The organism is Haliscomenobacter sp., from assembly GCF_033763495.1.
GTDB lineage: Bacteria > Bacteroidota > Bacteroidia > Chitinophagales > Saprospiraceae > Haliscomenobacter.
In genome coordinates, this window is the sequence record NZ_JANRKL010000127.1 from 36,871 (window position 1) to 49,049 (window position 12,179).

The 12,179-nt window shown below is 46.5% G+C and carries 6 protein-coding genes; 2 read left to right on the forward strand and 4 right to left on the reverse strand.

Features of this window, described 5'->3' with window-relative positions:
* Nucleotides 1–125 precede the first annotated feature (125 nt).
* Nucleotides 126–1,439 carry a serine hydrolase domain-containing protein gene (locus SFV55_RS13440; protein WP_320030027.1) on the forward strand — a complete coding sequence of 438 codons (1,314 nt, stop codon included), beginning with the start codon at nucleotides 126–128 and terminating at the stop codon, nucleotides 1,437–1,439.
* A gap of 469 nt (nucleotides 1,440–1,908) precedes the next feature.
* Here SFV55_RS13440 and SFV55_RS13445 read toward each other — a convergent pair whose 3' ends face one another.
* The 4 genes from SFV55_RS13445 to SFV55_RS13460 form a co-directional block, all read right to left on the reverse strand.
* Nucleotides 1,909–3,456, reverse strand: coding sequence for an SUMF1/EgtB/PvdO family nonheme iron enzyme (locus SFV55_RS13445; protein WP_320030028.1), 1,548 nt, complete (start codon nucleotides 3,454–3,456; stop codon nucleotides 1,909–1,911).
* 349 nt (nucleotides 3,457–3,805) lie between these two features.
* Nucleotides 3,806–4,567 (reverse strand): type I methionyl aminopeptidase, encoded by a 762-nt coding sequence (gene map, locus SFV55_RS13450; protein WP_320030029.1) that lies wholly within the window; start codon nucleotides 4,565–4,567, stop codon nucleotides 3,806–3,808.
* Between the two features lie 56 nt (nucleotides 4,568–4,623).
* Nucleotides 4,624–7,041 carry a thiamine pyrophosphate-dependent enzyme gene (locus SFV55_RS13455; protein ID WP_320030030.1) on the reverse strand — a complete coding sequence of 806 codons (2,418 nt, stop codon included), beginning with the start codon at nucleotides 7,039–7,041 and terminating at the stop codon, nucleotides 4,624–4,626.
* A gap of 382 nt (nucleotides 7,042–7,423) precedes the next feature.
* A complete protein-coding gene (locus SFV55_RS13460) occupies nucleotides 7,424–10,255 on the reverse strand; it encodes an alpha-amylase family glycosyl hydrolase (protein WP_320030031.1) in 2,832 nt (943 codons plus the stop codon).
* A 331-nt stretch (nucleotides 10,256–10,586) separates the two neighbouring features.
* Here SFV55_RS13460 and SFV55_RS13465 point away from each other — a divergent pair, with 331 nt between their 5' ends.
* Nucleotides 10,587–12,155: a P-loop NTPase fold protein gene (locus SFV55_RS13465; RefSeq protein WP_320030032.1), complete on the forward strand. Its 1,569-nt coding sequence runs from the start codon at nucleotides 10,587–10,589 to the stop codon at nucleotides 12,153–12,155.
* Nucleotides 12,156–12,179 lie beyond the last annotated feature (24 nt).

The window sequence follows — 12,179 nt, forward strand, 5'->3', positions numbered from 1 at the left end:
GAAAAAAAAAGCGGCACATTTTTTCACCACCTAAGAAACCTAAGGCACTTAAGGTACACCTCAGAAATGCCCCTCTTTACTTAATTGTTGTCGCTTTTGTTATTTTTAAGCTATAAACAGGATTCATGAAAACCTACATCTACACTTTTTTCCTGCTGCTCAGTAGCAGTTTTTGTTTCGCACAAACCAACACGGCCCAGCTCAGTGGCCCCCAACAGCTCACCGTGGCCAAAACGCCCGAAGCCGCAGGTATGTCCAGCGAGCGCCTCAGCCGCATCGACAAAGTCTTTCAGGAGTTCGTCAGCCGGGATCAATTGCCGGGCATGGTGGCCCTCGTCGTGCGCGACGGACAGATCGTATACCACAAAGCCTTCGGTACCGCCGATGCCCAAACGGGCCGCGCCTTCAAAACCGATGACATCTTCCGCATCGCCTCCATGTCCAAAGCCATCACGGCTACAGCGGCGATGATGCTATACGAGGAAGGTAAATTTTCCCTGGACGATCCGATTTCCAAGTGGATTCCAGAGTTCAAAAACCCACAGGTGCTGCAAAGTTTCAGTTGGAGGGATACAAGCTACACTACCGTTCCAGCCAAAAGTGAAATCACCGTGAGGCACCTGATGAGCCATACTTCGGGCTTGAGCTACGGGGTTATTTCGGGCGATGAACGCTTCAGCGCCATCAATGCCAAGGCGGGCATCGTGGACCTGTACACCACCAAAGCGGTGACGGTAGCCGACAACATCAAAAAACTGGGCAAATTGCCCCTGGTACACAACCCTGGCGAAAAATACACCTATGCCCTGGGCCTGGACGTGTTGGGCTACCTGATCGAGATTTGGTCGGGGCAATCCTTCGACCAATTCCTGCGCACGCGCTTACTCGACCCCATGGGGATGAACGATACCTATTTTTATTTGCCCGATGCCAAAAAAGATCGCCTGGTGCCCGTGCAACGCCCCAGCAAGGGTGCCCAAAAATGGGAGCGGTACCCGGTGACTTTTTACGATCCCAATTACCCGATCAGTGGAGCCAAAACCTGGTTTTCGGGCGGTGCAGGCTTGTCGAGTACGGCCAAAGACTACGCTTCTTTCCTACAAATGTTGGTCAACGGTGGGGTGTTCAATGGCAAACGTTTTTTGGCACCTTACAACGTGTACTTGCTTACCCAGTCCAATCAGGTCGGTGATTTGTTGGGTGGCGAGAAGGGTGATACCCACTTCAGTCTGGCCTTCAGTGTACTGAACAAACAGGGCCAAGACAAGGGCAATGGTAGCATTGGCCGCTTCAGTTGGGGTGGTTATTTCAATACGAATTACTGGGCGGACCCGAAGGAAAAGTTGATCATGGTGCTGATGAAGCAGACGCAAGGGGTGGCTGATCCGGGTAGTGAAGGGGTGTTTACGAGGTTGATTTATTCGGCGGTGGATAAGTGATAGACTTGAGGTGATTTGATTATCAGGTAATTAGTAAATTGTTCAATGATTTTGGCAAAGACCCCATTACATACTGAATACATGAGTTAAGAGTACATGACTTAAGAGTTTAGAAGTGGGCTACCGCAGCGACCTAGACGCAGGACACCGAACAAGTCGCTGCGGTAGCCCACTTCTAAACTCTTAAGTCATGTACTCATGTACTCTTCACTCAAAAAATCATAAACTTGCTTGAACCTAAATTTTATCAATTGCTTGATAGCCACTTTACCTCAGCCCCAATAAGAAGGGCCTTAACTTGATCAAGTTTAAAGCCCAGTTTTTTGCCCCTGTAGAGCGTTCGGCGCAAAAAATCATTTGCCTGTACTAGCACCACCCCAGCGCTACGTTTTTGTCGGGAAACCTCAAGAGGCCTTTCCGATCAGGGCGTCCATCTGTTCAGTGGCTGTCATCCAACTATACCTGTGAGCTACAAGGAAATTGCGGGACGGAAACCTGTATCTGTACTGAGATACTCAGGTTCGTACCCGTAGCGAAAAGCCGAGCGACAGTCATGAGCATTATCTCTCCAGGAGCCGCCACGCACAATCTTCACAGAGCCTAAATCTGGGCCCTTTGGATCAGGTTCGATACCTTTATTACATTCCTCATAATAGACATCACTGTACCAATCTTCGCACAATTCCCACACATTGCCGTGCATGTCAAATATTCCCCAAGCATTTGGAGGGTAACTGCATACGGGACTGGTACGCTCCAAACTAGAGCCTTTGGGGAATTTTTTATAGGGGAAATTCCCATCGTAATTGGCTTGCGCCGAAGTAAGGTTTGCGCCCGTGTTGAAGGGAGTGGATGTCTCAGCTCGGCAAGCATATTCCCATTCCGCTTCCCTAGGCAAACGCACAGGCAAGCCTAATTCTTGAGTTAACCAATCACAATAAGCTTTTGCATCGTTCCAACTAACCTGAATGACCGGGTGTTGTTTATCCATTTGCCATTTTCCATCTACATCACATCGCCAATTGATACTTTCTTTCTTTTCCCACCTAAATCCATCCCAATTATTAATTCCTCCATACTTATCTGCGTCGGTTTCGTAACCTGATGCCAAGATAAAGGCCTCAAATTGGGCTAAAGTAACTGGGTATTTACAAAGATAAAAATCCGAGATCTGTACCTTATGTTGTGGTTTTTCATAACTAAGCGATTCAGGTTCATCATCCGAAGTACCCATAAAAAAATCACCTCCTTTAATGAATACGAAATCGTGCAGAGGGGCTAAATAAGTGGAACGTGCTTCTCCAAGTAAAGTGGCTAGCTCCAGTTTGTCCAATATACCTTCAAATTTAAAATTAAGCTCCTTTATAAAGGATAATCCATCTTCCCGATCCCAGTTTCCCTTGTGTTTTGCAACAAAAAATTTCATTGCTTGGGGGATATGGACTTTTAACGCATCATCCCGCTTCTGCACCTCTTCTGAAATAGCAACAATTAATTTATCTAAATCCTCTTCAGAAATGCGGCCAAATTCTTTTTCAATTGCTTTGTGTAACTGAAAAAACTGAAATTCAGGAGCTTTTTCACCATGGCTAAGGATGAAATCAATTAACATGTTTGAATTCTTAACCTCTGAAAGGTCTGCTTTCTGCTTAGGCAAAGAGGTTTTAAAGCCTTCGCTTTCCTCAATTGCTATTTTTTTTGGGGGGGCTTCGAAACCTTGCTCGGCAATGGATGGAATTGTCCAAAATTTATCGGGCAACGCTTCAATTACATCAAGTACCGCAGCCCTAATTTGAGCGATGGTGGTCTCTTCTTCTTTATGATCCAAAACACCACGCTTGTTATCTTTTTCCCATTTTTTAAACTTGGCAGAATTGACAATAAGGACATGCTGAATATCTAAAACGTCTGACTCTTTTTCTGTTAACAAATAAGCCGTAACCGAAGTCATCAACTGCTCGATGGCATCAGCTAAAGAATCCTGGGCAATAAGGTTTTTTATCCCTTCTCTGGTCATAGTTTTTTAATCCATTTCTAAGGGCTCTAATATAAACAATCTCCAACATTTTATGTACCACTATTGGGGCGCTCGTTTTGAGCGATGTTAACCGAAATATGTCTATGCGATGAGCGGAGCATTTTACCCGCCACTTCGTGGGCGCTCGTCGATCCCTTGATGCTCGCTGCGCGAGCGGGCTCGACGATCGCAAGCTTCAGAGCCTACAGCACTTCAGAATTTTTACGCCTAAATGACAAGGAATGGAATGGAAGTAATTAGGAATATCTTCCTTAGGTGGCGCCTAAGATGAACTAAGATGTCTTAGGTGGTGAAAAAGCAATACCTGCGAAGCAGGGCCAATCCAACCCTAAAATATCCCATTCCCCGCCGTCAACACAATCGGCTTGCCATCCGTCACTACAATGGTATGCTCGTGCTGCGCCACAAAACTCCCATCCCTGGAAGCCAGAGTCCAACCATCAGGCATCGTGTGTGCATAACGGGTGCGCGTAGAGATGAAGGTCTCCACTGCCACTACGGAATTTTTCTTAAAACGCGTATAATTGAAGCGATCGTAATAGTTTACAATGTCGTGTGGCTCCTCGTGGAGGCTACGGCCGATGCCATGCCCGGTCAGGTTTTTGATCACGCGGTAGCCAGAGCGTTTTGCTTCGGTTTCGATGAGGCGGCCAATTTCGGCGATGCGCACGCCGCCGCGGATGTTGTTGAGGGCTTTTTGCAGGATGCGTTTGGAGGTATCTACCAGGTGTTGGTGTTTGTTCAAGTCGCGGCCTAGGACAAAAGAACCTCCATTGTCCGACCAGTAACCATTCATTTCTGCTGAGACATCTATGTTGACCAGGTCACCTTCCCGCAGGATTTTTCCGGCGCTGGGAATGCCGTGGGCAATCTCGTTGTTGATGCTGATGCAAGTCCAGCCAGGAAAACCGTAGGTCAGTTTAGGGGCAGATTTAGCCCCGTAACCATTCAGAATTTGACCACCATAATCGTCCAGTTCCTGAGCACTCATGCCTGGTCTGGCGAATTCACGCATGAGGCGAAGGGTTTCTCCCACCACTTCGCTGATTTGTTTCATGCCTAACAGTTCCGAATCCTTAGTAATGGACATAAGAGGTGTGGGTGTGAAGTGTGAGGTGTGGGTGTGCTTTCGCGACGCCCCTAGAATTAACCTAAAAAGCCTTTAAAGCGAGCTGGTTCCCCCTCACACATCATTTTATAAATCGTTTCAAAAACGTCTTCCGGGTTGGGTTTGGTGAAGTAGTCGCCATCCGAACCATAAGGTGGGCGATGCGCCTTGGCGGTAATGGTCAAGGGTGCAGCATCCAGGAACTGGTAACCATCCTGCACTTCCAATACTTCCCGCATCATGTAGGCGCTGGCGCCACCGGGCACATCCTCGTCCATGAAGACCACCCGATTGGTCTTTTTCAGCGACTCTACGATTTGGTGGTGTACATCAAAGGGCAGAAGGCTTTGAGCATCGATCAGTTCTACCGAAATGCCCATTTTTTCCAGCATCTTCATACCTTCTTGAGCCACCCGTACACAAGATCCGTAGGTCACCAGGGTCACATCTGTGCCTTCCTGCAGGGTTTCGGGCACACCAACGGGTACGGTGAAAGTGCCGATGTTATCCGGTAATTGTTCTTTTAGACGATATCCATTGAGGCATTCCACGATGATGGCCGGTTCGTCCGAAAGCAACATGGTATTGTACATGCCAGCCGCCTGGGTCATGTTGCGCGGCGTCAGGATATACATGCCGCGCAAGGAGTTGATCATCATGCCCATGGGAGAACCCGCGTGCCAGATGCCCTCCAGGCGGTGGCCCCGGGTGCGTACGATGAGCGGCGCAGTTTGAATGCCATTGGTGCGGTAGCGCAGACAAGCAACGTCGTCGGACAAGGGTTCCAGACCGTACAGTAGGTAATCGAGGTATTGAATCTCAGCGATGGGTTTCAAACCGCGCATCGACATGCCTATCGCCTGGCCCATGATCGACCATTCGCGGATGCCCGTATCAAAAACCCGTTCTTCGCCGTGTTTGGCTTGCAAGCCCGCGAAACCTTGATTGACATCCCCAATTTTGCCCACATCTTCGCCAAAACCATACACCCGAGGGTCTTTTTCAATGATGGCGTCAAAATAGGCGTTGAGGATTTCAAAACCGTTTTTTACGGGAGAATCTTCACTGTATTCAGGTGCAACGACGGGCACTTTTAGGGCCGCGTTGGGTGTTTCGCTGTACAGGTGGGTATGGTAACGCTGTTGGGCCAATGCTTCCACTTCTTTTACCCACTTCACCAAGGTTTGTCTTGCCGGAGAGTCCTCACCGATGGTTTGGTACACAATCCGGCGGGCACTTTGCAACAACTCGCTGATCACCGGGGTAATCAATTCCTGGGCTTCTTTCACCAAAGGCTGAATCCGTGGGTGACTGCCCAACATGTCCTGATAAATGCCTTCCAGTTGTTTGCGGGTTTGAATGGTTGGCGTTGCATACGCTTTCCAGGCCCGGTCGCGGGCTTCTTTAACCGTTTTGCGGGCTTTATCCCGAATTTGACGGGTTTCATCCGGGCTGGCCAAACCCTCGGCGATCATCCATTGCTCCATTTGCAGGATGCAGTCGAAATCGCGCTCCCATTGCAAACGCTCCTTCGATTTGTAGCGCTCGTGGGAGCCTGAAGTGGAGTGCCCCTGTGGTTGGGTCACTTCCTGAATATGGATTAGCGCGGGTTGGTGTTGCTGCCTCGCATCGTCAATTACGCTTTTGTACAAAGCCACCAATTCGGGGTAACGCCAGGCTTTTTCGGTGTAAATACGCACTCCGGCGTTGTTTTCATCGGGTTCAAAACCACTCAAAACCGCCGAAATGCTGCCTTTGGTGGTTTGGTATTCGACGGGTACGGAAATGCCATAACCATCGTCCCATACTGAAATGACCAGCGGCACTTGCAAGACGCCTGCTGCATTAATGACTTCCCAAAATATACCTTCGGAAGTACTGGCGTCTCCAATGGTGGAAAAACAAACCTCGTTGCCATTCACCGAAAATGGGGTGCCTTGCGACAAGGCCTTGCTCTCCCGATACTTCTTGGAAGCAAAGGCAAAACCCAGTGCCCGGGCCATTTGGCCTGCGGTGCAGGAAACATCCGATGAAACGTTGTATTGTTCGAGCTGATTGGCCCATTCCCCCGTTTGTGGATCAACGATGGGGGTAGCGAAGTGGTTGTTCATTTGTCGGCCGCCAGAAAATGGATCATTTTCGGTATCGGCGTACAATTGGGCAAAATAATCTTCCAAACTGACGATTCCGAGGGCAAACATCCAGGTTTGATCCCGGTAATAGCCAGCACGGTAATCCCCTTTCATAAAAGCCTTTGCCATCGCAACTTGTGGAACCTCCTTGCCATCACCCGTTACAGCGAATTTGGCTTTTCCGGTCAACACTTCCTTCCGCGCCATCAGGCTGACTTCGCGGCTCACACAACAGATGCGGAAATCTTCGAGAACCTCTTCCCGATTCCATTGCGCATTCTCAGTCGCTCGAGCTGCTTTTTTTTTCTTTAGATCACCCACCATGTGCTAGTTGGCTATGGTTTTATGTCACTTAGCGTTTGCTAATTTCGGGGCGAAGATAGGAAAAATAATGATGAGAGATGAATGATAAATGATGAATTGTCAAAATGCCATGTAGGCATATTACCTTGACTGATGTTCAGGCAATTGATCATCAGTCAGGGATTGAAAAATTATTGGTGCAAGTTTAAGACCCCACCTTTGGTGGCGTCTTATTTTGAAATCAAGCCACAAACGACACAAATTTTCACAAATTAAGGCACAAACTTTCGTTTGTGCTCCCAACACGAACGAAGTTCGTGCCTTAATTTGTGAAAATTTGTGTCATTTGTGGCTAAAAATTTTGTTTGCGCTTCGCCGAAGGCGAAGTCATAACCTATTACAATTATTGCACTACTAGCGTTTGAGTTAGGACTCCTTGCCCAATCTGCATGCTCACATAATACAGGCCGGGGTTCAAAGCTTTATTCCATTGCAATTGCTGTTTGCCAGCATTCAGGTAACCTTCGTGAACGGTGCCCACGTTTTGTCCCAGGTTGTTGAACAATTGGACTTTGACCTGGGTAGCCTCGGGCAATTCAAAGCGAATTTGTGCGGCGCCATGGGTAGGGTTTGGAAAAACCTCCAGCTGGTAGCGCGCCTGCAATTCCGCCCGGGTACTGGTGGTAATCAGGGCTGGGGCTTCGGGCAGGAACTTGGAAGTCCACAAAAAGTATTGCCCAGGTTGGAAATTAACCGTTTGGCTGGTGCCGCTCACTGTGATGCTGTCGCGGGTAAAATAATTGTAGTACTTGCCAGCGGCTGGGAAGTTGACGCTGAAGCTGGTTGACAAGACCCCAAAATTGGCAGCCACCACCACATTTAGACTGGGGTCGCGCAGGATGATTTGTTTTTCCACACTTGAACTCAATTGAGTACTGAAATCGCTGGTGTGGAACACCGGATAATTTTTGCGCAAGTACAACATGCTCCGCGTCACGTCGAACAAACGTTTCCGGTCCGGCTGATTGAGGTAGTCCCAGCGGATGGGTTTGGGATCGAGGCGACAGCCACTGACCGTGCCATTGGTACAGGTATTGATGGAGTAATCGTAGCCCAGTTCGCCAAACTGCCAGAGCATTTTGGGGCCGGGAACGCTGTAAAAAATCACCGAGGCCATCTCCTGGCGTTTGAGGGCCGTGCTCAGGTTTTTGACAGAATAGCCCCCAGCGGTATTCCCAAATTGCAGGTTTTTGTACATCAGGCGCTCTTCATCGTGGCTTTCCATATAGTTAATGGCTCTGGGGTTGGTCATGCCACGGGTGCGGTAATCCAGGTTGCTCAAGCTATTGGAGTAGCCCATGGTGGCCTCGTTGAATTGATTGTTTTGGTTGCCCCACAACATCATACCATTGATGCCCAATTCAATTTCTTCATTGTTGTCGGCAAAATGCTCCAGGATGATGTAGGCATCGGTGGAATTGGAGCGGATAAAACCTGCATAGTCATTCCAAATAGCGATCCGCGAGGCGTCGTAATTGCCCCAAAGTGGCACGTTGCCCAGGGTTTGTTTTTGGGTAAAACCTTTGGACAAATCAAAACGGAAACCGTCGACCCGGTATTCGGCCAGCCAAAATTGGAGGACTTTTTTGACAAACTCCTTGGTCGCGATACTTTCGTGATTGAAGTCGTAACCGACGTTAAAATCGTGTTTGGCCGTGACGTTCAACCAGGGGTTGTCGGCAGTGGGGCGGGAATTGGCGTCGTCCCAATAGAGTTGTGCCAAGGGGCTTTGGCTAAAAGCGTGGTTGAACACCACATCCAAAATCACCGCAATACCGCGCGCATGGCAGGCATCCACAAATTCCTTAAACTTTTCGGGGGTGCCGTAATATTTGTCCAACGCCATGTGGTACGAGGGGTTGTAACCCCAGGAAACATTGCCTTCAAACTCGTTGACCGGCATCAGCTCGATGGCATTGATGCCCAAACGCTGGAAATAATTCAGGGTATCGATCAAACTTTGGTAATCGTGCCGCGCGGTAAAGTCGCGCAGGAGCAACTCGTAGACGGCCAGTTTTTCCTTGGCCGGGCGCTGGAAGTTGGTGGTTTTCCAGGGATAAGCCGCTTTGCCGGGTTGCATCACCGAAACAATACCCGTGGTTTTCCCGGTAGGGTAAGCAGGCAGATTCGGGAAAGTTTGTGCGCTGATGAAACGGTCATTGTCAGGGTCGAGCACCAGCGTACTATAAGGGTCACCAATGCGGCGGGTGCCGTCCACCACGTATTGAAAGCGGTAGGTTTCGCCCGCTTTGAGCGTAGGCAGGTCAATCCAGTGGGTGGTGCCATTGATGCTGCGGTTGAGCAGGTATTCGGTAGAAATGGTCCAATCGTTGAAGTCGCCGATGACGTAAATGCCCACTTTGCCGGGGGCGTAAAGGGCCAAACGCACCTTGTCGTCGGCCAGGTAGTTGATGCCCAATTGGGTGCCAGCGGGGGCATCCTGCGGCGCTTTGACGATGGGCACCAGGTAATTGAAGATTTCGGTGTCCCGAGCGGAAGCAGTGGCGGCGATGAATTGCACCTTGTGGTTGCCTGGAGGGCCTGCGAGGAGATTGTAGTTGAGTTCGGTGCCAGTGGTTTGGGTGAGTTCAACGCCATTATCTAGAAGTTTCAAATCTGCGGTTTCGGAGGCGACGGCTTTGACGAGGATGGAAGTGCCTTCGGTTACCACCTGGTTGCGGTTGGTGGGGGCCAGCAGGGCGGTCAGCAGGCCGCTTTGGTTGTAGACGTCCAGGAAGAAGTCTTTGCCTCCAGTGTCCTTGCCTTCACGGTTGCCAGTGCCATTGCGGAATACATAAGCCATTTTTTGTACGGTGCCGCTCGTGATTTTGTAATACTCGTTGATGCTGGGCTTGATTTCGTACTTGTATACATTGGGTCGCCCGGCTACGGCACTCATGGCCCAGGCAGCATTGGCTTGCCCCCAGGTGGTCTGCACGTTTTTCCAGTCACTCGTGGAGGTGCTGGCGTTGGTGATCACCCCCGTATGGACGTACACAGTACAACCACAATCTTTGAGACCTCCCGTGCCCTGGGCAGCGTCAAAATACACGGTAACGGGCTGGTTGGGGCGTGGGAAAAATGGCTCGGTCCAGACGGCTTGGGCATAACTCGTTTGGGCTAGGGTACAGCATAGGAATGCCAGTAGCCAAAGGAAGTATTGATTTGGTTTCATGCTAATCTAAGATTTTCGAGGGGCAAGATAGGGGGATGTGGGGGGAATTGCAACCGAGGATAGGGGGAATTGGGTTAAAAGTCTGGTTGATGATTGGAAAATTTAATGGGTAATTGCTTGTTGGATTAACAATCCCTTGCTATATTCGCAAATGTGACGCATTATTAATTTTTTGAATCACTTGGGCGGAATAAAATGAGCCGTAGACTAAGCAAACATACACGCAGCTAACGACTAGGTGAAAGAAGCAATGCGGGTTTTACTTAGATTTTAGTTGTGGTAGTGCTTAAGTTGGGCGCAATTAAACCAAAGACTTAAAGAAACTAAAAATATGAAGAATAGTATTTTGAAAATATTAAAATTGTTTATTGATTTTTTATCGATTCAACACACAAAACTACTAACAAAAACAGAAATAAATTTACCCTATAATTCACTATCCCCTACAGATAATGCAGAGAAAGTTGACGATTATTTAAATGCGCTTGAATGGGCTTTAAACAAGAGGGATAAGATTAAAAATATTGCAATCGCAGGTCCTTATGGAGCAGGAAAAAGTAGTATCATAAATACTTTTCGAAACAGGTGTAAATCTAATAATGATTACAAATTTTTACCTATTTCATTAGCAACTTTTAAAGAAGAAAAGAATAGTGAGACAACGATTCCTGAAACTAAAGATGACTTACTAAGGTTGATAGAACTAAGTATTTTACAACAGCTTTTTTATCACGAAAAAGACACAAAAATACCTGACTCAAGGTTTAAAAAAATTAAAATTCAAAAAAATAGTTATTCATTGCTGATAACTATTGGCTTGCTAATCTTTACAACATCATTTTTACACATAGTATTTCCTGATTTTTTAGCAAAGTTTTACCTTAAAGAACTACCAGCTCAGAATAGTTTTTTCTTTCATTATTTATCTGTCCTAATAATTGCTTTTGGAATTTTACTGATAGTTTATAGTTCAATTAGAACCTTAAAAAGATTATCAGTTAAAAAATTGGGGATAAATAATGCATCAATTGAAATTGATGATAAAATAAGCAAATCAATTCTCAATAACCATATAGATGAGATCCTATACTTCTTTGAAGTTACAAAATATAACATTGTAATTATCGAAGACCTTGACAGGTTTGAGCAAACAGATGTTTTTACAAAGCTAAGAGAAATAAACCTTCTCATTAATAACTCCAAGAAGATAGAAAATGATGTTGTTTTTATTTATGCTATAAGAGATGATATGTTTCAAGACAAAGACCGAACTAAGTTCTTTGATTTTATGATTCCTGTAATTCCTGTTATAAACTCTTCAAACTCCAATGATAAATTACTAAAGCTCATAGAACTAAATAAATATAAAATTTCTGAAAGTTTAGTTGATGATATTTCACTCTTTATTGACGACATGCGACTACTTTATAATATTATGAATGAGTATCATGTATACTTCAAAAAACTGAATGAAAGTTTGTCTCAAGATAAACTTTTGGCAATGATAGTCTACAAAAATATTTATCCTAATGATTTCACCAAATTAAGCCAAAATAAAGGAGAGCTGTATAGTACGATTACAAACAGATACCAATATATTATTGAAAAAACATCTGAAATAAATAATCAAATAATAGAATTAAAAAATGAGATTGAAAAGCTTGAAAATGCTGAACTGAATAGTACTAAAGAATTACGCATGATTTATCTCTATAAAATAATAGAGAAAATTAGTCAAGAAAATCCGTCTTATCCTTTTCACAGTTTTAGGGTCGGTCATAGTAGCAGGGCAAACGCATTAAAATTTGAGGGTATTTTCTCTATACTTGTCCGACAATGCACATCGGTTCATTCTACGATTAATGCTGACTTTAGGTTTGTCACCATTTGTTTTGAGTAGGTTGAGCGCCATTCGGCGGATGAG

Bases quoted from the DNA above. Each gene is read 5' to 3' on its own strand.
- map (WP_320030029.1), bottom strand. From the start codon at position 4,567: ATGTCCATTACTAAGGATTCGGAACTGTTAGGCATGAAACAAATCAGC.
- SFV55_RS13460 (WP_320030031.1), bottom strand. From the start codon at position 10,255: ATGAAACCAAATCAATACTTCCTTTGGCTACTGGCATTCCTATGCTGT.
- SFV55_RS13465 (WP_320030032.1), top strand. From the start codon at position 10,587: ATGAAGAATAGTATTTTGAAAATATTAAAATTGTTTATTGATTTTTTA.
- SFV55_RS13445 (WP_320030028.1), bottom strand. From the start codon at position 3,456: ATGACCAGAGAAGGGATAAAAAACCTTATTGCCCAGGATTCTTTAGCT.
- SFV55_RS13455 (WP_320030030.1), bottom strand. From the start codon at position 7,041: ATGGTGGGTGATCTAAAGAAAAAAAAAGCAGCTCGAGCGACTGAGAAT.
- SFV55_RS13440 (WP_320030027.1), top strand. From the start codon at position 126: ATGAAAACCTACATCTACACTTTTTTCCTGCTGCTCAGTAGCAGTTTT.